The organism is Streptomyces sp. NPDC047853 (genome assembly GCF_043204535.1).
In the GTDB taxonomy this organism is placed as follows: Bacteria; Actinomycetota; Actinomycetes; order Streptomycetales; family Streptomycetaceae; genus Streptomyces.
The window spans coordinates 58,052-76,625 of record NZ_JBIDCI010000019.1 but is presented as its reverse complement, the minus strand read 5'-3'; the positions used below and the strand labels follow the sequence as shown (position 1 = coordinate 76,625).

Sequence of the window (18,574 nt, the reverse complement as noted above, 5' to 3'; positions counted from 1 at the left end):
CCGCTCACATGACGACGGGCGGTCCGCCCCCCGGCGGCAGGACGGCGCTCTGCCCGTGGCGGCAGTGCACGACGCGGTCCGCCAGCCCCGCCCGGTCGGCCTCGGCGAGGAAGTCGTCGATCGGCGAGCGGAAGACGGTGTAGTCGCCGTAGTGCACGGGCAGGACCAGCCGCGCGCGCACGAGCCGGGCGACCTCCGCGCCCTGGCGCCCGTCCATGGTGACGACGAAGCCGCCCGGCAGCGTCGTGCCGCCCAGGTGCAGCACCGCCAGGTCCGGCCCGGGGAAGCGGCGCGCGATCTCTTCGAGGCCGTCGAAGGGCATCGTGTCCCCGGAGATGTACAGGCGGTGCCGCGGCGGCCCGTCGGCCGGCCCGAACTCCAGCAGACTTCCCATGACGGGCGGCAGCAGGCGGCGCAGGACGGGGTGGCCCGCGTGCCGCCCCGGCAGGGCCGTGACCCGGACCTGGGTGCCGCCGCGCCGCACCGTCTCCTCCTGCCAGGTACGCAGTCCCACGGCCCGGTGGAAACCGTGGACTCCCTGCAGACGCCGGGAGGCGTGGGGAGTGGTGACGATCGGGAGCGACCGGGACAGACTCCGGCGTGCGCGTCTGTCCCAGTGGTCGCCGTGCAGATGGGACAGGACCACCGCGTCGAGTTCCGGCAGGTCCGCGGGGTCCAGGGCGGGCTCGGTCAGGCGCCGGCTCGTCAGCCCGTACCCGAGATGGGCGCGCTCGCCCCGGTGCAGGAAGTTCGGGTCGGTGAGCAGACTGAGATCGCGGTACTGCAGGAGCAGGGTCGCGTTGCCGACGAAGTGGAGTCGCAGGCTGTCGTCGTCGAGGGACGGGTCCATGGAGGTTTCCTGTCCGGAGGCGGTCGCTCGGGCCCGGCGGACCGGAGTCGCGGATGCGGGTCGGAGTACCCGTCACACGGCCGCCCACCCACCGCCACGGAGCCGCGGACCGGGAACCGCCCATGGGCGGGCGCGGCACGGTGCGGGCGGAATCGTGCCGGCTCGCGTCACGACCGCGTCACCCCCGGGCCCTCAGCCCAGGCTCCGGGCGCAGGACGGCGGATACGTCCGGGGCGGCGTCGTCCCCGGCACGGTCACGGGCCGGCCCCGCCGCCCGGCGGGTCGCGATCCGCGCGTCCACCTGCACGTGCCTGGCCAGGTGGGACGGGCGCTGTCGAGAACGATCACCGGTCCCGCACCGGTCCCGCACCGGCCCTGTTCAGGGCGCCGCCTCCCCGCACCCACGCCACGGCGCACGCCGCCCTCGTGCGCACGGCGCGCGCCGCCGTCGCCGCGTGCACGCCGCGCCCCGCTACACGGTCCAGACGCCGTCCCGCATGAGGTGACGGCCCTTCAGCTCGGACTCCCCGTGCCAGGCCCGTACGGCGTGCGGGCGCACTCGGAAGCAGGCGTACGGCGGGCCCTCCTCGCGCGGGTCCCAGCCGGTCTTGCCGAGGAACGCCCGGACCGCCGCCGCGGGAGCCTCCGCCGCGCCGAAGACCTCCGCCCGGCCGTCGATCAGGACGACGTCGAGGGTGTCACCGAACGCGAGTCGGGCCCGGCCGCCGTCCCGCAGGTTGCGGCCGGTCGGGTTGGTGAGCCGGGTCCACAGCCAGACCGACTCCTCGTGCCACACGAACCAGAGCGGGACCAGGCACGGCAGCCCGTCGGCATCCGCTGTGGCCACCCAGATGTCCGTCTCGCGGCCCAGGCGGTCCAGTACGTCCTGCTTGCGCCGGGCGGGATCGCGCGGCGGCGGGGTCATCACCATGATCGCGACGTTAGCGGGCGGGCCGCACGCGCACCTCGGCCCGGAGACGTAGGACCGGAGACCGGCGGGGGACCGGCGCGGACCGGGCCGGGACTGGCGCGGGGGTTGGTTTTACGTATAACCTCTCCCGTCAATCGCCCGTCCCGCCGTCCAGAAGGGCTCCGATGAGACGCATCGCCCTGGTCACCCTCGTCGTCGACGACTACGACGAGGCGATCCGCTTCTACACCGAGGCCCTCGGCTTCCGCCTCGCCGAGGACGCGCCCCGGCCCGACGGCTCCCGGTGGGTCGTCGTCGAGCCCGGCACGGAGGGCGCCGGCGCCGCGCTGCTGCTGGCCCGGGCCAAGGGCGAGGCTCAGCGGGCCAGGGTCGGCGACCAGGCGGGCGGTCGTGTCGGCTTCTTCCTGTACACCGACGACTTCGCCCGCGACCACGCCCGCATGACCGCCGCGGGCGTGACCTTCCTGGAGGCTCCCCGGCACGAGCCCTACGGCTCGGTCGCCGTCTTCCAGGACCTGTACGGCAACCGCTGGGACCTGCTCCAGCCGTCCGCCTCCTGACCCGTCCCGCATCCCGCACCGAACCGCCGAGGAACCGCCGCACATGTCATCTACGCGCATAGACACCGAGACTCTCCGCCGCCTCCCCAAGGCGGTGCTGCACGACCACCTCGACGGGGGCCTGCGCCCCGCGACGGTCGTGGAACTGGCGCGCAGCGTCGGACACACCCTGCCCACGACCGACCCCGACGAGCTGGCCGCCTGGTACGTCGAGGCCGCCGACTCCGGTGACCTGGTGCGCTACATCGCCACCTTCGAGCACACCCTCGCCGTGATGCAGACCCGCGAGGGGCTGCTGCGCACCGCCGAGGAGTACGTCCTCGACCTCGCCGCCGACGGCGTCGTCTACGGCGAGGTCCGTTACGCCCCCGAGCTGATGCTGAAGGGCGGCCTCACCCTCGCGGAGGTCGTCGAGACCGTCCAGGAGGGGCTGGCCGGCGGCATGGCCAAGGCGGCCGCCGCCGGTACACCGGTCCGCGTCGGCACCCTGCTGTGCGGCATGCGCATGTTCGACCGCACCCGCGAGACGGCCGACCTCGCGGTCGCCTACCGGGACGCGGGTGTCGTCGGCTTCGACATCGCGGGCGCCGAGGACGGTTTCCCGCCCGCCGACCACCTGGACGCCTTCGCGCACCTGCGCCGCGAGAACGTGCCCTTCACCATCCACGCCGGCGAGGCGCACGGGCTGCCCAGCATCCACCAGGCGATCCAGGTGTGCGGCGCCCAGCGCATCGGGCACGGGGTGCGCATCACCGAGGACATCCCCGACCTCGCGGCCGGCAAGCTGGGCCGCCTCGCGGGCTGGATCCGCGACCGCCGGATCGCCCTGGAGATGTGCCCGACCTCCAACCTCCAGACCGGCGCCGCCACCTCGATCGCCGAGCACCCCGTCACGGCGCTCAAGGACCTCGGCTTCCGCGTCACCGTCAACACCGACAACCGCCTCGTGTCGGGCACCACGATGACCCGCGAGATGTCCCTGCTGGTGGAGCAGGCGGGCTGGACGGTCGAGGACCTGCGCACGGTCACCGTGAACGCGGTGAAGAGCGCCTTCATCCCGTTCGACGAGCGCAGGGCCCTGATCGAGGACGTCGTCCTGCCGGGTTACGCCGCGGCGCTCTGAACCAGTCCGCGCGCATAGGCGGCCTGTCCGACGTGCTGGAGATCGTCGGACAGGACGCTGACCAGGCGCGCGCCCAGCGTGACCGGCGGATCCCAGTTCTCGTCGACGCTGCGCTCCAGGTCCTTCGCGGCCAGGGAGCGCAGGGCCGTGAGCGTCTGTTCGTGCACGGCGTCGTAGTAGCCGGTCAGCAGCTCCGCCGAGTCGACCCGCACCCGTGCGACCTGAGCCGCGCTGTGCCCGTACCCGGTGTCCTCGGGGGGCAGCCCGAGGCCGAAGCGCTTCTCCCACTCCGCGGTGAGCCACACCTGGTCGAGCCCGAAGGCGTCCGCCACATGGTCGTCCTGGACGCGGGTGAGGTGCCAGACGAGCCAGGCGACGGAGTTGGCGCCGTCGCCGGGGCGGGCGTTCAGGCCGTCGGGGTCCAGGCCCTCGACGGCGGAGTGGACTTCTTCCCGGATGCGGCCGTAGCCCTCGATGAGGATGTCCTTCGCATGCATGCGTCCACCATCGCGCAGTCCGCCGTCACACGCTCCCCGTTTCGAGCAGCCCCATGAGCGCCCGCGCCGCCGGGCTGGTGGCCTGCGCGGGCGGCAGCAGGGCGATGGTCTCGTACGCCGTCTCGTCGCTGTCCTCCAACGGGAGCGAGGTCAGCGAGGCCCGTTTGTGCCGGAAGTGCCGCGGCACGACCGCGATGCCGAGATCCTCGTCGAGCAGGTCCAGCAGACCGTGCACGTCGTTCACCTCCAGCGCGACGGTCCGCCGCACGCCGGCCGCGGCGAAGGCCGCGTCCGTGACGCGGCGCGGACCCCAGTCGGGGTGGAAGTCGACGAAGACCTCGTCGGCCAGGTCGTGCGGGGACCGCACCGCGCCGGCCGTCGCGAGGCGGTGGCCGGGGTGGCACAGCACGGTCATCGGCTCGCCGGCCAGCGACACCGACCGCAACTGGTCGGTGTCGTCCTGCGTCCGGTAGGCGAAGGCCAGGTCGAGCCGCCCGGCCCCGACCTCCTCCGCCAGCTCGCCCGAGCCCGCCTGCCGCAGCCTGATCTCCACGTCCGGGTGCCGGCGGCGGAACGCCGCGAGCAGTCCCGCCACCGGCACCCCGGCGATGCACTGCTCGGCCCCCAGGGACAGCGTGCCGCGCAGGACGCCCTGCACCGCGGCGACCGCCTCGTGCGCCGAGCGGACCTGCGCCAGGATGCGCTCCGCCTCGCCCAGCAGCGCCCGGCCGGCCTCCGTCAGCGTCACACTGCGCGTCGTGCGTACGAACAGCGGCGCCCGCAGCTCGCGCTCCAGGGCCCGGATGGACGCCGAGAGGCCGGACTGGGAGACCAGCAGCCGTTCCGCCGCCCGGGTGAAGTGCTGGTCCTCGGCGACCGCCACGAAGTGCTGGAGATGACGCAGTTCCATGACTCAGAAGCGTAACCGCACAATCCCATCGGATTCTTCTGTTGGACCACTGCCCGCAGGTCACGACAGAGTGGGGGACGGTTCCGCCCAAGCCCCGTACCCCGGGTGCCAACCCCTCTGGAGTCGCGTTGTACACCGCACACCCCGACCGCTACGCGGACATGCCCTACCGGCGCACCGGACGCAGCGGTCTGAAGCTCCCCGCGCTCTCGCTCGGCCTGTGGCACAACTTCGGCCCGGACCGTCCCGTGGAGACCCAGCGCGCCATCCTGCGCCGCGCCTTCGACCTCGGTGTCACCCACTTCGACCTCGCCAACAACTACGGCCCCCCGCCCGGCTCCGCCGAGTCCGCCCTCGGTGAGGCGCTCAAGGCCGACTTCGCGCCGTACCGCGACGAGCTGGTCATCTCCACCAAGGCCGGCTACCTGATGTGGCCGGGCCCGTACGGCGAGTGGGGCTCGCGCAAGTACGTGCTGTCCTCCCTCGACCAGAGCCTGAACCGGATGGGCCTGGACTACGTCGACATCTTCTACTCGCACCGCCCCGACCCGGAGACTCCCCTGGAGGAGACGATGGGCGCCCTGCACACCGCGGTGCAGCAGGGCAAGGCGCTGTACGTCGGCGTCTCCAACTACTCGCCCGAGCAGACCCGCGAGGCCGCGCGCATCCTCGCCGAGCTGGGCACCCCGCTGCTGATCCACCAGCCGCGCTACTCCATGCTGGACCGCCGTCCCGAGACCAGCGGCCTCCTGGACACCCTCGACGAGCTCCAGGTCGGCTCCATCGCCTACTCCCCGCTGGAGCAGGGCCTGCTGACCGGCCGCTACCTCGACGGCATCCCCGAGGACTCGCGCGCCGCGAGCGACAGCCCCTTCCTGAACTCCGACGCGCTCACCGGGGAACTGGTCGGCAAGCTGCGCGAGCTGAACGAGATCGCGCAGTCCCGCGGCCAGTCGCTCGCCCAGATGGCCCTCGCCTGGGTCCTGCGCGAGGGCCGGGTGACGTCCGCGCTGGTGGGCGCGAGCAGCCCGCGGCAGCTGGAGGACAGCGTGTCGGCGATCGGGAACCTCTCCTTCGGCGCCGACGAGCTGGCCCGGATCGACAGGATCGTCGCGCGCTAGGGCGCTCAGCCGAGCCGTTCCTCCAGCCGGACCGTGACCGTGTCGCCCTCCGCCTTGCCGATGGCCCGGCGGAGGGCGGCCTTCACCGGCAGCTTGTGCGTGCCGTCGCCCAGCGCCATGAAGGAGCTGCGGAACGCGTGCCCGTCGATGGTGCCGCGGACCTTGACCAGTCCGCGCGTGCCGAAGAACTCGGCGGACCTCGGCCAGACCAGATAGGTCCAGCCACCCTCGTTCGGGCTCTTGCGCAGCGTGGCGCTGAATACCTCGTCGAGGTTTCGGTTCGTTGTCATGACGGCTTCGCTCCCAGGGGTTTTCGGTGGTCCGTGTCCCGGTGGACCCCCGGGGGCGGCGGAACTCATCGCTCCCGCCGTGGACGGTCACGCCCCGGTGGGCACCCGGTCCAGGAAGCCGAACACGGCTCGGATCCGTCCCTCGCCGTCCAGCGTGACCACGTCGGACCCGGCCACCGGCGCCGAGCCGTCGGCCTCGCTCACCAGCTCCCAGGAGAAGCGCGCCGTGTCGTGGTGCCCGTCGACGGCGCCCGACGGACGGAAGACGAAGCCGGGGAACTGCTCGTGCACCGCCGCGATCACGGCCGCGATCTGCTCGTGGCCGCGGACGTCGGCCAGCGGATCGGTGTAGCTGCCGTCATTGGTCCAGGCCGCGGCGACCGCCCGGGCCACGGCGTCCGGCCCGGCGTTCCAGGCCTCGAAGTAGCGGGTGACGGCGACCTCGAAACGGGTGGTGGGAGCGGACACGGCGATCGACCTCCATCGAGACGGTGTGTGCTGGTCAGCAACCGGGTGCCGGTAGCGGCGACCCGATGACGCAACCCTGCCCGCGGCCGTCGCCGCCGTCGATTACCCCGGGGGTCATGCCCGTCCCCCTCGGGGGTCGCGGGAGACGTGGGTGCCGGGCACGTGGAGGCGGGGTCCTCCGTCGTAGGGTTTCGGCCACCAATGACCGTGAATATGCCAGGAGACTGGCCGGAAATTCATGGTGACAGTGGTTCAGCACTGAACATACTCACCTCTAGGGCGTCTCACACCATGCGACAACGTCCTCACGCACCGCACACGAGTCACGCGGGCGCCGGCCCGACCGGCCGGCGGGCCGGGCGACGGGGAGGGGAGCAGTGCACGACGAGTTCCTGTGCCATGTCACCGCCTACGGCGTCTGTGACGGCCGGCGCATCGGCGTCCCTCTCGGCACCTACCGTGCCCCCACCCTCGCCCTCGCCCTGTGGTGGCTGCGCGACCGTGCGTCCTGGATCGCCGAACGGCTCGACCCGCAGCCCGACAGCCCCCACTTACCCCGCGGCGCCCTGACTCCGGTCGCCGACGACGCGCCCGACGTTTCGCGCGTACTGCGCACCTGGTGTGCCGACGACGTACAACAGGAGCTGGTCGCCGACGAGTTGGCGGCAGGACGCCTGGTACGCGTCGCCACCAGTGACGACACCACCGAGTACGAGCTCATGGCCGAGTCCGTGGACGCGCTGCGCATGCAGCGGGCCTCTCCGCCCCTGGTCGTCCCCGTCGCCTGAGCCGGGACCGAGACCTCGCGGCCTCACCCCCGGGGCGGTGCCTCCCGGCCGGCCCGCCGGGCCGCCCACCGCGCGAGCGACGCGCCGAGGAACCCCGTGACCAGCCCCCACAGCAGGGCGAGACCGACCGCGCTCCGCAGCCGCGGCCGCAGGAACAGCTCCCCGGCGAGCCCGCCGGCCAGGTCGCCGATACCGAGCACCGACAGACCGTAGTGCGCGGAGATCCGCCCCACCAGCGTGATCATGAGGACCGTGAGCGCCAGCGCCACCGCCATGTGCAGGGAGTGCACCCAGGCCGGTGTCCCGGCCGGAGCGCGGGACGCCAGCAGGAACCCGGCCGCCAGGAGCAGGACCGCCGCGGCCACCAGGAGCCACCACCACCGCCCGTCGCGCTCGGCCAGCGTCCCGAGGTTCAGCGTCGACAAGTCCGGCGTGCGCAGCACCTCGTCGAGGACGTGCGGCATGGGCAGGCCGAACGGCCCCTCCACCCGCCCCTCCCAGGTGGCGCCCAGACCGATCGTCAGCGCCGGCCACGCCAGGTTCGGCAGGCCGAGCAGCAGCACCGCGAAGGTGTCCGCCGGGTGCCCCCGCGTCCCGGCGACGACCAGCCCGACGACACCGCCGACGACGACGTACGCGAGCAGCAGGGCGGTCACCGCGTACGCCGTCGGACGCACCGAGGGCAGATGGCGCAGCAACCGTCCGGGCAGCGGCGCCCCGCGCGAGACCAGCAGGGCCAGCAGGAGCACCCCCGCCAGCCACAGCAGTCCGAAGAGGACGGTCAGCGGCACGTCCGTGGTGAACCCGACCGTCGGCCTGACGCCGAAGAGGTCGCCGAGGTCGCTCAGCACCCCTTCCCCGAGGGACACCTCGAAGGTCTGCCGCGCCGCGAAGGCCAGTCCGAGCAGGGCGAGCAGCCACAGGACGGCGATCCGGCCGGCCCAGCCGGCCAGTTCGGCCGCGGAGGCGACGGCCCGGCGACGCAGCGGCCGCAGGAAGCCCAGCGCGATCACCAGCGCCCCGGACAGGGTGACGGACAGCGGCATGACGGTCAGTCCGGCATCGGTGTCCGCGAACCCGCCTGCGTCCCCGGACAGCTCCAGGGCCCCGCCCACGGCGGTGACGACGGTCGCCGTGACGACCCGGGGGAAGGCGTTGTCGGGCAGGTCCGCGGCGCCGGCCGCCCACAGTCCGAGCGCGGCCGCGACCCCCATGGCGATCAGCCCGGCCAGCACCACCCCCAGAGCCTGGAGCCAGCCGTGCGCGGCGACTGCCGAACCGGGGGGACCGGAGGGGGTTCGCGAACTCACGCTGCCACGCTAAGCAGCGGCCGCCGGTCCCGCCCGCCCGACACGGCCGTCCGCGCCGGGCCCCTACCCGCGACGGTGACGCGGCGGAGCCGGACGGCGCGGAGCGCCGATAATCGGTTGCCCCACGGCGACGGCGGTGGATGCAATGACCGCCGAGCGGTCGGGCCACCGGCGACCGGCGCGTCACAGGGGAGACATCGGCACATGCGTACACCACCCTCGGCATCCCCGGACCGGACCGGCGGACCCCGTGTGCGGGTCGGCGCCCTCGTGCCGCTGAGCCGGCCCGGCTGGACCGAGGCGGGCCACCACCTGCTCGCCGGGCTGCGACTGGGCGTGCGGGAGGTCAACGACTCCGGGGGGATCGCCGGCCGGCCGCTCGAACTGGTGGTCAGGGACACCGCGGCCGACCCGGACAGGGCCGCGGCGGCCGTGGACGAACTGGCGGGTCTGGGCGTGGCGGCCCTCGCGGGGGAGTACCACAGCGTCGTCGCCCGCACCGCGGCCGCGCGGGCCGACGCCCTCGGCCTGCCGTTCCTCTGCTCCTCCGCGGTGCTGGACGCGCTCACCGAACGCCCGACACCCTGGGTGGCGCGCCTCGCCCCGGCGCAGTCCCACGGCTGGCGCACCTACGCGGACTTCCTCCTCGGCGCCGGCCACCGCCGGATCGCCGTGGCAGCCGAACCGAGCGTCTACTGGGCGTCCGGCGCACGCCTGCTGCGGGACCACCTCGCGCCCCGCGGCGGCACCGTCATCGACCTCGACGCGCGTACGCTCGCCCCCGCCGCCGTGTGCGACGGACTCGTCGCGGGCCGGGCCACGGCGCTCCTGCTGCTGGTCGGCCACCCGGAGCCGGCGGTGTCCCTCGTCAGGGCCGTCCGCCACGACCCGCGTCTCGGCGAGGTCCTGATCGGTGCTCCGGCCGGGCAGCCGGAGTTCGCGCAGTGGGTCACCGCGCTGGGCGGCGAGGGCGCCGCGGTCCCGTTCCTGCGCTACCTGCCCGAGCGGCTCGGTCCCCTCGGCACCAGGGTGGAGACCGCCCTGCGCGAGCGACTGGCCGAGGCGCCCTCCTTCGTCGCCTTCGAGGGGTACGACACCGTGGCGGTCCTCGCGGAGGTGCTGCGTACCCGCGGCGCGGACCGGTCGGGCACGGCCGGAGCCTGGCCGGACGTCGCGGTCGAGGGCACCCGGGGACCGATCCGGTTCTCCCGTGCGCCGGGCATCAGCGTGTGGCAATGGTCCTGGGCCCCGGTCCAGGTCGTGGACCGGGACCCGGCGGCCCCCGGCCGCTTCCGGGTCCTGCACACCGGCTGAGAGCGCGCTGCCGGAGAGCGAGGAGGCCGCGGGGCGGTGGGTAACGGCGGGCCGGAGAGCGCGGAGGCCGCGGGGCGGCGGTGATGAACCGGCGGGCCGGAGAGCGGGGCGGTGGTGGGCCGCGTCTCACCGTGCCCTTCCGTGCGGTGTCAGCCCTGCCGGACGACGAGGGCGTGGTCGCCCAGCCCCAGCAGGCGGCCGGCGGCCACCTCGCCCCGCGTGGTGAAGACCGCGAGGATCCGGCCCGTCTCCGGCACGAACGCCACGTCGAGCACCGTGCCGTGCCCGGCGCCCGCCTCGGTCAGGACCTGGCGGCCCAGCAGCTCGTGGCGGTGCGGGACCGATGCGGGCGCCGCGGCGGAACGGACCCGGACGGCGCCCGGGCCGATCGTCCGCACCGCGTCCCACGGCAGCACCACCCCCTTGCGGAAGAGACCGCCCCGCAGACGGACATGGCTCACCGCGCCGGAGGCGATGTCGACGGTCAGGGACGCCACCGTGCCGAGGGGCCCCGCCCCGGCCGCCGGCACCACGGGCAGCCCCCGCACCTCGGTGAAGAGCATCACGGCAGCGCACCCCTTTGTCGGCCGGTGGCCTCGGCGACCACGGCGGAGAGCCCCGGGAGGTCGTCGGCGACGTGCCGGACCGCGGCCCGGGGCAGGACCAGGGCCCGGCCGGCCACCGTGAGCGTCTCGCCGCGCGGCACGTACACCCGGCGCCGGTGCCGGGTGGGGCCCGGGGCGAAGCCCTTGCTCGCCGCCACCCGGAAGCCCACGACCCGCCCGCCGGTGCCGCCCTCCACCACGACGTCCAGCACCGTGCCGATCTCGGCACCCGTGTCCGTCACCACGGGCGCCCCCACCACCCGGGCCCGCAGGGTCGGCCGGTGCGCTAGCGCGGCGGCGCCCACCAGCGCCCGCCGATCGCGGATCATCACCGCGTCATGGCCCAGCGAGTGCACGAAGGACCAGGGCAGCCCCTGCTTCAGGGGCCCGGACAGCAGACCGCGGCCGGTCAGGGTGAAACCGGTGATCCGGCTCGCGGCGTCGTCGCATACGGTGTCCTTGACATGGGCGACGGCGTCGCCGCCGAGGGTGACCACCGGCCGGGTGGTGAGGCTTCGTGCGGTCATCAGTTCGTTCATCGCACACCCTTCCCGTACCTCCGGGTGCCCCGCGACACTGTGACAATGCCCGCAGTGTGAAGACGTGAGGACTGCGAGGCCGGGCTCGGGGTACGAGGGCAGGTGCAGCAGCGTCCGGCCAGTCCGGCTTCGAGAGAGAAACGCATGACCGAGTTCCTGGACGGGGCAGTGATACCGACTGGTTTCGACGTACCCGTTGACCCGCTGAGGCAGGCGGCGCACTACTCCGGCGAGCCGGGATGCATCGCGCAGGCACGTGCCTTCGCCTCGCTGTTCCTGGAGCAGTTGAGGACCGAGTGGTGCGCCACGATCGGCCCCCGTGCCGACGGCGCGGTCCTGCTCGTGGTGAGCGAGCTGATCACCAATGCGGACCGCCACAGCAAGGGTCCGTACATCCTGGAACTGGAGGGCACGGACGCCACCGTGGCGGTGACCGTCTACGACAGCAGCGGCGCCGTACCCGAACGCTTCCCGCGCGACCCCGAACGCGTCGGCCGCCACGGACTGGAGATCGTCCACGCCCTGGCGGAGGCGGTCGTCGTCGAGCACGTGCCGGTCGGCAAGCGGGTGCGAGCGACGATTCCCCTCACCGAGGCCTGAGCGTGCCGCCCCACCTCCGAGTGTGGGGCGACCTCCGCGCCCTCTGGTCCGTCGTCTCCGGCGTCAGGCGCAGCCCAGCTCGCCCAGCATTCCCTCGCGCAGCCGGGTGATGATCCGCTTGATCAGCCGCGACACGTGCATCTGCGAGCAGCCGAGCCGCTCACCGATCTCCGCCTGCGTGGCCTCCTCGACGAACCGCATGTGGATGATCTGACGGTCGCGCTCACCGAGCTCGGCCATCAGCGGCGCGAGCGAGTGGAAGTCCTCGACGAGTCGCAGCCCGTCCTCCTCGACGCCGATGAAGTCGGCCAGGACCGACTCGCCGCCCTCGGGGCCGTCCCCGGTCAGCGCCGCGTCCAGCGAGGACGAGTTGTAGCCGTTGGAGGCGATCTGGCCCTCGACGACCTCGCTCTCGCTGATGTTCATCAGCGTGGCGAGCTCGGCGACGGTGGGTTCCCGGTCCAGCCGGGAGGAGAGCTCCTCGCGGGCCTTGGCCAGTTCCACCCGCAGTTCCTGCAGGCGCCGCGGCACGTGCACGGCCCAGGTGGTGTCACGGAAGAAGCGCTTGATCTCGCCGACGATGTACGGCAGCGCGAAGGAGGTGAACTCGACCTCGCGCGACAGCTCGAACCGGTCGATGGCCTTGATCAGGCCGATCATGCCGGTCTGGACGATGTCGTCCATGTCGTCCCCGCGCCCGCGGAAGCGGCCGGCGGCGAACCGCACGAGCGACATGTTCATCTCGATCAGGGTGTTGCGCGCGTACTGGTAGTCGTGGGTGCCCTCTTCGAGCTCCGTCAGACGCTGGAAGAACTGGCGGGACAGCTGCCGTGCGTCGCGCGGAGCCACGGCGCGCGGGTCCACCCCGCCCAGCAGTGCTCCGTCCCCCGTCCTGCTCCCGGTTGTCTCCCCGACGACCTGTGCTTTCGGCCGGATCACGGCGGTCTCCATTACCTCTCCCACGAAAGTCACGGTTCGACGTCTCTCCCTAGGCGCTTCCCGCTTGCGGGTACCCGGGGCGCGGCGGCACATGCCCCCGTGTTTCACGGGTGGCCGAAAAACGGTGCCACGGCGTCTCGACGTGATCTGTCACTCTCCAGGGTAGTCCCGTCCACAGCGCGTGGCACCCGCGGATTTCCCTCTGGGCGGAATACCGACCCCTTCCTTCGCGCGGCCCTGCTCCTAGGCTGAGGAGGTGACCAGCCATGTGCCGAACGAAGCCCGTGTCATCGCCCTGCGCCCGCAGCCCGCGCGCCCAGGAGCCCGCCCCGCCGCCAGGGAGCCCCTGTGGCGCGACCTGGTCGGGGACGTCCTGCGCCGTGAGCGCCTCGCCCAGGAACGCACCCTGAAGGAGGTCGCGGAGACCGCCCGGATCTCGATGCCGTACCTCTCGGAGGTGGAACGCGGACGCAAGGAGGCGTCGTCCGAGGTGCTGGCCGCCGCGGCGGGCGCCCTCGGACTGGGGCTCGGTGATCTGCTGGCGCGGGCCCAGGGGGAGCTGGTCCGCCTCACCTCGCGGCACACCGGCGCGAGCCGGGCTCGCGGTACGTCCGCCGCCCGGCGCGACGGGATGTGCCTGGCGGCCTGACCGCCGTACCGGGCCGGCGTCCCGCGGACGCCGGCCCGGCCCCTCACACCCGCGCCAGGCGCCGGCCGAGCACCTCGTCGGCCAGCCCGTAGGCCACGGCCTCCTCGGCGGTGAAGACCTTGTCGCGGTCCATGTCGGCGCGCAGCGTCGTCACGTCGTGGTGCGTGTGGCGGGCCAGCACCTCCTCGACCTGGGCGCGGATGCGCACCATCTCCTTGGCCTGCAGCGCCAGATCGGAGACCGTGCCCTGCCGTCCGCCGCTGGCCGGCTGTCCGAGCAGGACCCGCGCGTGCTCCAGCACGAACCGCCGCCCCGGGTCCCCGCCGGCCAGCAGCACCGCCGCCGTGGAGGCCGCCTGCCCGACACAGAACGTGGAGATCGGCGCCTGCACGAACGTCATCGTGTCGTAGATCGCCATCAGCGACGTGAACGAGCCGCCGGGGGAGTTGATGTAGATCGCGATCTCGCTCTCCGGGGCCGACGACTCCAGGTGGAGGAGTTGCGCGATCACGACGTTGGCCACACCGTCGTCGATCTCGGTCCCCAGGAAGATGATCCGCTCCGACAGCAGCCGGCTGAACACGTCGTAGGAGCGCTCACCCTGCGGGGTCCGCTCGACGACGTTCGGAATCGTGTAGCTCCCCATGTCACAGCCCCATCCGTCGCCTGGTGGCGGCCGGGCGCACGTCCGCGAGGGACTGGACGACCTGGTCCACCATTCCGTACTCCTTGGCCTCCTCGGCCGTGAACCAGCGGTCGCGGTCTCCGTCCCGGGAGATGGTCTCCGGGCTCTGACCGGTGTGTTCCGCGGTGATCCGCTCGATGGTGCGCTTGGTGAACTCCAGGTTGTCGGCCTGGATCTCGATGTCGGCGGTGGTCCCGCCGATGCCCGCCGACGGCTGGTGCATCATGATCCGCGCGTTGGGCAGGGCGTGCCGCTTGCCCGCCGCGCCGACGCTCAGCAGGAACTGCCCCATGCTGGCGGCGAACCCCATGGCGAGCGTCGAGACGTCGTTCGGGATCAGCCGCATCGTGTCGTAGATGGCGAGCCCCGCGTGCACGGAGCCGCCGGGGCTGTTGATGTAGAGGCTGATGTCGGTGCGGGGGTCCTCCGCCGAAAGGATCAGCAGCTGGGCGCAGACCCGGTTCGCGGAGACCTCGTCGACCTGGGTACCCAGCAGCACGATCCGCTGCGTCAGCAGCTGTGCGGCCAGGTGGTCGTCGAAGCGGGTCGCGGGGGTGTCGCCCTCCTCCGCCCGGGGCAGGGCGGCCGGGGCCGGGCCGGTGGTGAGTGGAGACATCGGCGCTCCTTGTCGAGTCGTCGAGTGAGCCGTACGCGGCCGGGATGCCGCTGTCCCTCCACTCTTGGCCCGCCACGGCCCCGCGCGCGGTCTTCTCTGCCCGCGGCAGATTCGCCACGAGCAGACCACTCCCGCCGTCAGGAGCAGACCGGTCCCGCCGTCACGAGCGCATCGCTCCCGCCGTCCGGATCGGCGGCGCCCGACCGATGAGTTCTCCGGCCCGCGCCGGTCGACAGTGGTGACCGTGCTCGCACGCCCAGGAGGTTCGCATGGACACCGACGGATTCACCACGTGTCTCTGGTTCGACGGCCGGGCGGAGGAGGCCGCCCGCTTCTACGTCTCCCTCTTCGAGAACTCCCGCCTCGGGCCCGTCACCCCTTACCCCGAGGGGGCGCACCAGCCCGCCGGCAACGTGCTCACCGTCGACTTCACGGCCAACGGCCAGAAGTTCGTCGCGCTCAACGGTGGCCCGATGTTCACGTTCAACGAGGCCGTCTCCTTCCAGATCACCTGCCACGACCAGAAGGAGGTCGACCACTACTGGACCGCGCTCACCGAGGACGGCGGCGAGGAGGGGCCCTGCGGCTGGGTCAAGGACAGGTTCGGCGTGTCCTGGCAGGTCGTCCCGGCACGGCTGGAGGAGATGTTCCGCGACCCGGACGCCGCGAAGGCAGCGCGCGCCAACCGGGCCATGATGTCGATGCGCAAGCTCGACATCGCCGCGCTGGAGAAGGCGTACGCCGGGGAGTGAGTCCGCCGCCGCGCGGGGGCGGGCGGGGATGACTAGCGTGAGGGGACGAGCGCCCCACCATCCGGACCGTTTCACTCAACCGCACGGGAGGCGGCGGTCATGGCCGTCCAACCTGAAGGAACCCCCTGCTGGGCCGACGCGATGTTCGGCGACCTCGAAGGAGCCAAGCGCTTCTACGGCGAGGTCCTCGGCTGGACCTTCGGCGAGTCCTCGTCGGAGTACGGCAACTACACGCAGTGCTACGCCGACGGCAAGGCGGTCGCGGCCGTGGTGCCGCCCATGCCCGGCCAGGAGGAGCAGGCGCAGTGGTGCCTCTACTTCGCGTCCCCCGACGCCGCGGCGACCGCCGGACGCATCCGCGAGGCGGGCGGCGAGATCGTCATGGAGCCGATGCGGGTCGACGACTTCGGCACCATGTGCCTGGCGCGTGATCCGTCGGGCGTCGTCTTCGGGATCTGGCAGGGTGGCACCCACGAGGGCTTCGAGGCGACGGCGGAGCCCGGCGCGTACTGCTGGGCCGAGGTGTTCACCCGTGAGCCCGGGAAGTCGGACGCCTTCTTCCCCGCCGTCTTCTCCTACACGGCGAAGCAGATGGAGGACGACGGGGTGGACTTCCGCCTCTTCGACCTGGGCGAGGACACCGTCCTCGGTCGGATGGCCATGACGGACGACTTCCCGCCCGAGGTGCCGCCCCACATCAACGTCTACTTCACCGTCGCCGACTGCGACGCCGCCGTGGCCCGCGCCACCGCGCTCGGCGGGGTCCTGCGATTCGGGCCGATGGACTCCCCCTTCGGCCGGTACGCCACGCTCGGCGACCCGCAGGGCGCCACCTTCTCGGTGCTCGACCTCACGACGACGGAAGGGGAGATGCCGAAGGTCACGGACGTCTCCTGAACCCCGTCCGGGCGACCCCCCGCGCCATGGCATGATCGGACGCATGCGTGAACGTGTGGTGGCCGCGTGCGACGGGGCTTCGAAGGGGAACCCGGGTCCGGCCGGCTGGGCCTGGGTGGTCGCCGACGCGGGCGAGGTCCCGGTCCGCTGGGAGGCGGGCCCGCTCGGCCGGGCCACCAACAACGTCGCCGAACTCACGGCGCTGGAGCGCCTGCTGGCGTCGACCGAACCGGACGTGCCGCTCGAGGTCCGCATGGACTCGCAGTACGCGATGAAGGCCGTCACCACCTGGCTGCCCGGCTGGAAGCGCAACGGCTGGAAGACGTCCGCCGGCAAGCCGGTCGCCAACCAGGAACTGGTCGTGCGCATCGACGAGCTGCTCGACGGCCGCTCGGTCGACTTCCGCTACGTGCCCGCCCACCAGGTGGACGGCGACCGCCTCAACGACTTCGCCGACCGCGCCGCCAGCCAGGCCGCCGTCGTCCAGGAGCCGGCGGGCAGCGGCCTCGGCTCCCCGGAGCCGCCGCCCGCCCCCGACGCGCCCGCCGCCAAGAAGGCACCGCGCCGGGGTGCGTCCACGGCCCGCAAGAGCGGCGGCGCCTCCGCGCGCACCATCAAGGCCAAGTTCCCCGGGCGGTGCCTCTGCGGCCGTTCCTACGCCGCAGGGGAACCCATCGCCAAGAACGACCAGGGCTGGGGCCACCCCGAGTGCCGTACGGCGGCGGCCGGCTAGCACCGGGCCGCCCGCATCCCATCGCGCACACCCTGAGACGTCCCCGGTGGGGCCACCGCGCGGGGCCACCGCGGTGCATCAGCGCCGCCCGCCGTCGCGTCCTCCCCGGCGGTGCGTCCGCCTGCTAACCTGCGACGCCATATGACCGTTTTGATGGCATTCCAGGGGTGAGTGTGAAGGTCGCATGCGTCGGTGGGGGACCCGCCGGCCTGTATCTGTCGATCCTGCTGAAGCTGCAGGACCCCTCCCACGACATCACCGTGTACGAACGCAACCCGGAGGGATCCACCTACGGCTGGGGCGTGACCTACTGGCGGGGCCTGCTCGACCGGCTCCACGCACACGACCCCGAGTCCGCGCGCGCCGTCGAGGAGCACTCCGTGCGCTGGCGGGACGGCGTCGCCCACGTGGACGGCGAGCAGGCCCGCCACCGCGGCGACGAGGGCTTCGGCATCGGCCGCCACCGGCTCCTGGAGATCCTCGCCTCCCGAGCCCGGTCCCTCGGCGTGCGCCTGGAGTTCGACCTGGAGGTCGACGCCGCCGACCTGCCCCGCGCCGACCTCGTCGTGGCCGCCGACGGCGTGGGCAGCGCCCTGCGCACCCGGCACGCCGGTCACTTCGGCACCGAGGTCCGGGCCGGGCGCAACCACTACGCCTGGCTCGGTACCACCAAGGTCTTCGACGCCTTCACCTTCGCGTTCACCGAGACCGACCACGGCTGGATCTGGGCGTACGGCTACGGCTACGGCCCCGAGGGCAGCACCTGCGTGGTCGAGTGCGCGCCCGGCACCTGGACCGGCCTGGGGCTGGACCGCGCCGACGAGGCCGAAGCCCTGACCGTGCTGGAGAAGCTCTTCGCCGACGTCCTGGACGGCCACCCGCTCACCGGGCGGTCCGCGGCCGGCGCCGGCGGCGCGTGGCTGACCTTCCGCACCCTCACCAACCGCACCTGGTACCGCGACAACCTCGTCCTGCTCGGAGACGCCGCGCACAGCACGCACTACTCCATCGGCGCCGGCACCACGCTCGCCCTGGAGGACGCCATGGCCCTGTCCGCCGCCTTGCGCGAACGGGCGACCCTCCCGCAGGCCCTCGCCCACTACGAGCGGGAACGCAAGGAAGCCCTGCTCCCGGTGCAGAGCGCGGCCCGGCACAGCGCGCAGTGGTACGAGAACCTGCCCCGCTACATCCGCCTCCCCCCGGAGCACATGTTCGCCCTGCTCGGCCAGCGCCACTCGCCCCTGCTGCCGTACGTCCCGCCCCGGCTCTACCACCGGCTCGACCGGGCGGCCGGCCGGCTGGAGGCACTGCGCCGGCTCAAGCGCTGGCTGGGACCCAGGATCGCGCGCACGGTCCAGGCCCGGAGACTCGCCGCGCGCGACTAGGCGAACCCCGAC

At 73.1% G+C, this 18,574-nt stretch carries 23 protein-coding genes; 11 read left to right on the top strand and 12 right to left on the bottom strand.

Features of this window, described 5'->3' with window-relative positions; translation table 11 throughout:
• Window positions 1–4: 4 nt before the first annotated feature.
• Window positions 5–850: an MBL fold metallo-hydrolase gene (locus ACGF5T_RS29195; protein WP_366767711.1), complete on the bottom strand. Its 846-nt coding sequence runs from the start codon at window positions 848–850 to the stop codon at window positions 5–7.
• A gap of 472 nt (window positions 851–1,322) precedes the next feature.
• A complete protein-coding gene (locus ACGF5T_RS29190; RefSeq protein ID WP_366767710.1) occupies window positions 1,323–1,781 on the bottom strand; it encodes a pyridoxamine 5'-phosphate oxidase family protein in 459 nt (152 codons plus the stop codon).
• Window positions 1,782–1,945: 164 nt separating this feature from the next.
• Here ACGF5T_RS29190 and ACGF5T_RS29185 point away from each other — a divergent pair, with 164 nt between their 5' ends.
• Together ACGF5T_RS29185 and ACGF5T_RS29180 are read left to right on the top strand one after the other, a co-directional pair.
• Window positions 1,946–2,341: a VOC family protein gene (locus ACGF5T_RS29185; protein ID WP_361017055.1), complete on the top strand. Its 396-nt coding sequence runs from the start codon at window positions 1,946–1,948 to the stop codon at window positions 2,339–2,341.
• Window positions 2,342–2,384: 43 nt separating this feature from the next.
• Window positions 2,385–3,464 (top strand): adenosine deaminase, encoded by a 1,080-nt coding sequence (locus ACGF5T_RS29180; protein ID WP_356610734.1) that lies wholly within the window; start codon window positions 2,385–2,387, stop codon window positions 3,462–3,464.
• On the opposite strand, the gene ACGF5T_RS29175 is transcribed toward ACGF5T_RS29180, so the two are convergent.
• Together ACGF5T_RS29175 and ACGF5T_RS29170 are read right to left on the bottom strand one after the other, a co-directional pair.
• Window positions 3,446–3,961, bottom strand: a complete 516-nt coding sequence (locus ACGF5T_RS29175) for a DinB family protein (RefSeq protein WP_366767709.1) — start codon at window positions 3,959–3,961, stop codon at window positions 3,446–3,448. The genes ACGF5T_RS29180 and ACGF5T_RS29175 overlap by 19 nt on opposite strands.
• 25 nt (window positions 3,962–3,986) lie before the next feature.
• A complete protein-coding gene (locus tag ACGF5T_RS29170) occupies window positions 3,987–4,871 on the bottom strand; it encodes a LysR substrate-binding domain-containing protein (protein WP_356610736.1) in 885 nt (294 codons plus the stop codon).
• A gap of 128 nt (window positions 4,872–4,999) precedes the next feature.
• Here ACGF5T_RS29170 and mgrA point away from each other — a divergent pair, with 128 nt between their 5' ends.
• The gene (mgrA, locus tag ACGF5T_RS29165) at window positions 5,000–5,992 is read left to right on the top strand and encodes an L-glyceraldehyde 3-phosphate reductase (RefSeq protein WP_366767708.1); all 993 of its coding nucleotides are present in this window, start codon (window positions 5,000–5,002) and stop codon (window positions 5,990–5,992) included.
• Window positions 5,993–5,997: 5 nt separating this feature from the next.
• Here the strand turns inward: mgrA and ACGF5T_RS29160 are convergent, their stop codons facing one another.
• Window positions 5,998–6,282, bottom strand: coding sequence for a DUF1905 domain-containing protein (locus ACGF5T_RS29160; protein ID WP_366767707.1), 285 nt, complete (start codon window positions 6,280–6,282; stop codon window positions 5,998–6,000).
• A gap of 87 nt (window positions 6,283–6,369) precedes the next feature.
• The gene (locus ACGF5T_RS29155; protein WP_356610739.1) at window positions 6,370–6,750 is read right to left on the bottom strand and encodes a nuclear transport factor 2 family protein; all 381 of its coding nucleotides are present in this window, start codon (window positions 6,748–6,750) and stop codon (window positions 6,370–6,372) included.
• 377 nt (window positions 6,751–7,127) lie between these two features.
• Here ACGF5T_RS29155 and ACGF5T_RS29150 point away from each other — a divergent pair, with 377 nt between their 5' ends.
• Window positions 7,128–7,538, top strand: coding sequence for a hypothetical protein (locus ACGF5T_RS29150; protein ID WP_356610740.1), 411 nt, complete (start codon window positions 7,128–7,130; stop codon window positions 7,536–7,538).
• Between the two features lie 23 nt (window positions 7,539–7,561).
• On the opposite strand, the gene ACGF5T_RS29145 is transcribed toward ACGF5T_RS29150, so the two are convergent.
• Window positions 7,562–8,848 carry a streptophobe family protein gene (locus tag ACGF5T_RS29145; RefSeq protein ID WP_366767706.1) on the bottom strand — a complete coding sequence of 429 codons (1,287 nt, stop codon included), beginning with the start codon at window positions 8,846–8,848 and terminating at the stop codon, window positions 7,562–7,564.
• A gap of 204 nt (window positions 8,849–9,052) precedes the next feature.
• On the opposite strand from ACGF5T_RS29145, the gene ACGF5T_RS29140 reads away from it, so the two are divergent.
• Complete coding sequence (locus ACGF5T_RS29140; RefSeq protein WP_366767705.1) at window positions 9,053–10,162, top strand: ABC transporter substrate-binding protein; 1,110 nt, start codon at window positions 9,053–9,055, stop codon at window positions 10,160–10,162.
• A gap of 149 nt (window positions 10,163–10,311) precedes the next feature.
• Here the strand turns inward: ACGF5T_RS29140 and ACGF5T_RS29135 are convergent, their stop codons facing one another.
• Both ACGF5T_RS29135 and ACGF5T_RS29130 read right to left on the bottom strand, forming a co-directional pair.
• A complete protein-coding gene (locus ACGF5T_RS29135) occupies window positions 10,312–10,728 on the bottom strand; it encodes a PRC-barrel domain-containing protein (protein WP_366767704.1) in 417 nt (138 codons plus the stop codon).
• Entirely contained in the window at window positions 10,725–11,306 is a 582-nt protein-coding gene (locus ACGF5T_RS29130) for a PRC-barrel domain-containing protein (RefSeq protein ID WP_366767703.1), read from the bottom strand. Before ACGF5T_RS29130 ends, ACGF5T_RS29135 begins: the two co-directional genes overlap by 4 nt.
• Before the next feature lie 144 nt (window positions 11,307–11,450).
• Between ACGF5T_RS29130 and ACGF5T_RS29125 the strand changes: the two genes are divergently transcribed.
• Complete coding sequence (locus tag ACGF5T_RS29125) at window positions 11,451–11,906, top strand: ATP-binding protein (protein ID WP_356610745.1); 456 nt, start codon at window positions 11,451–11,453, stop codon at window positions 11,904–11,906.
• 63 nt (window positions 11,907–11,969) lie between these two features.
• Here ACGF5T_RS29125 and ACGF5T_RS29120 read toward each other — a convergent pair whose 3' ends face one another.
• Window positions 11,970–12,857 carry a SigB/SigF/SigG family RNA polymerase sigma factor gene (locus ACGF5T_RS29120; RefSeq protein WP_356610746.1) on the bottom strand — a complete coding sequence of 296 codons (888 nt, stop codon included), beginning with the start codon at window positions 12,855–12,857 and terminating at the stop codon, window positions 11,970–11,972.
• 244 nt (window positions 12,858–13,101) lie between these two features.
• Here ACGF5T_RS29120 and ACGF5T_RS29115 point away from each other — a divergent pair, with 244 nt between their 5' ends.
• Window positions 13,102–13,494 (top strand): helix-turn-helix transcriptional regulator, encoded by a 393-nt coding sequence (locus tag ACGF5T_RS29115; RefSeq protein WP_361017068.1) that lies wholly within the window; start codon window positions 13,102–13,104, stop codon window positions 13,492–13,494.
• A gap of 43 nt (window positions 13,495–13,537) precedes the next feature.
• Here the strand turns inward: ACGF5T_RS29115 and ACGF5T_RS29110 are convergent, their stop codons facing one another.
• Together ACGF5T_RS29110 and ACGF5T_RS29105 are read right to left on the bottom strand one after the other, a co-directional pair.
• The gene (locus ACGF5T_RS29110) at window positions 13,538–14,140 is read right to left on the bottom strand and encodes an ATP-dependent Clp protease proteolytic subunit (protein ID WP_361017070.1); all 603 of its coding nucleotides are present in this window, start codon (window positions 14,138–14,140) and stop codon (window positions 13,538–13,540) included.
• Between the two features lies 1 nt (window position 14,141).
• The gene (locus tag ACGF5T_RS29105) at window positions 14,142–14,795 is read right to left on the bottom strand and encodes an ATP-dependent Clp protease proteolytic subunit (protein ID WP_356610749.1); all 654 of its coding nucleotides are present in this window, start codon (window positions 14,793–14,795) and stop codon (window positions 14,142–14,144) included.
• Window positions 14,796–15,064: 269 nt separating this feature from the next.
• On the opposite strand from ACGF5T_RS29105, the gene ACGF5T_RS29100 reads away from it, so the two are divergent.
• The 4 genes from ACGF5T_RS29100 to ACGF5T_RS29085 all read left to right on the top strand — a co-directional run bounded on the left by ACGF5T_RS29100 (window position 15,065) and on the right by ACGF5T_RS29085 (window position 18,562).
• Window positions 15,065–15,547 (top strand): VOC family protein, encoded by a 483-nt coding sequence (locus tag ACGF5T_RS29100; protein WP_356610750.1) that lies wholly within the window; start codon window positions 15,065–15,067, stop codon window positions 15,545–15,547.
• 99 nt (window positions 15,548–15,646) lie between these two features.
• Window positions 15,647–16,444, top strand: a complete 798-nt coding sequence (locus ACGF5T_RS29095; RefSeq protein ID WP_366767701.1) for a VOC family protein — start codon at window positions 15,647–15,649, stop codon at window positions 16,442–16,444.
• 31 nt (window positions 16,445–16,475) lie between these two features.
• Window positions 16,476–17,177, top strand: a complete 702-nt coding sequence (locus tag ACGF5T_RS29090; protein ID WP_356610752.1) for a ribonuclease H — start codon at window positions 16,476–16,478, stop codon at window positions 17,175–17,177.
• Between the two features lie 167 nt (window positions 17,178–17,344).
• Window positions 17,345–18,562, top strand: a complete 1,218-nt coding sequence (locus ACGF5T_RS29085) for an FAD-dependent monooxygenase (RefSeq protein WP_366767700.1) — start codon at window positions 17,345–17,347, stop codon at window positions 18,560–18,562.
• Window positions 18,563–18,574 lie beyond the last annotated feature (12 nt).

Bases quoted from the DNA above. Each gene is read 5' to 3' on its own strand.
- ACGF5T_RS29110 (WP_361017070.1), bottom strand. From the start codon at position 14,140: ATGGGGAGCTACACGATTCCGAACGTCGTCGAGCGGACCCCGCAGGGT.
- ACGF5T_RS29185 (WP_361017055.1), top strand. From the start codon at position 1,946: ATGAGACGCATCGCCCTGGTCACCCTCGTCGTCGACGACTACGACGAG.
- ACGF5T_RS29105 (WP_356610749.1), bottom strand. From the start codon at position 14,795: ATGTCTCCACTCACCACCGGCCCGGCCCCGGCCGCCCTGCCCCGGGCG.
- ACGF5T_RS29160 (WP_366767707.1), bottom strand. From the start codon at position 6,282: ATGACAACGAACCGAAACCTCGACGAGGTATTCAGCGCCACGCTGCGC.
- ACGF5T_RS29170 (WP_356610736.1), bottom strand. From the start codon at position 4,871: ATGGAACTGCGTCATCTCCAGCACTTCGTGGCGGTCGCCGAGGACCAG.
- ACGF5T_RS29130 (WP_366767703.1), bottom strand. From the start codon at position 11,306: ATGAACGAACTGATGACCGCACGAAGCCTCACCACCCGGCCGGTGGTC.
- ACGF5T_RS29090 (WP_356610752.1), top strand. From the start codon at position 16,476: ATGATCGGACGCATGCGTGAACGTGTGGTGGCCGCGTGCGACGGGGCT.
- ACGF5T_RS29190 (WP_366767710.1), bottom strand. From the start codon at position 1,781: ATGGTGATGACCCCGCCGCCGCGCGATCCCGCCCGGCGCAAGCAGGAC.
- ACGF5T_RS29095 (WP_366767701.1), top strand. From the start codon at position 15,647: ATGGCCGTCCAACCTGAAGGAACCCCCTGCTGGGCCGACGCGATGTTC.
- ACGF5T_RS29120 (WP_356610746.1), bottom strand. From the start codon at position 12,857: ATGGAGACCGCCGTGATCCGGCCGAAAGCACAGGTCGTCGGGGAGACA.
- ACGF5T_RS29180 (WP_356610734.1), top strand. From the start codon at position 2,385: ATGTCATCTACGCGCATAGACACCGAGACTCTCCGCCGCCTCCCCAAG.
- ACGF5T_RS29195 (WP_366767711.1), bottom strand. From the start codon at position 850: ATGGACCCGTCCCTCGACGACGACAGCCTGCGACTCCACTTCGTCGGC.
- ACGF5T_RS29140 (WP_366767705.1), top strand. From the start codon at position 9,053: ATGCGTACACCACCCTCGGCATCCCCGGACCGGACCGGCGGACCCCGT.
- ACGF5T_RS29175 (WP_366767709.1), bottom strand. From the start codon at position 3,961: ATGCATGCGAAGGACATCCTCATCGAGGGCTACGGCCGCATCCGGGAA.
- ACGF5T_RS29125 (WP_356610745.1), top strand. From the start codon at position 11,451: ATGACCGAGTTCCTGGACGGGGCAGTGATACCGACTGGTTTCGACGTA.
- ACGF5T_RS29100 (WP_356610750.1), top strand. From the start codon at position 15,065: ATGGACACCGACGGATTCACCACGTGTCTCTGGTTCGACGGCCGGGCG.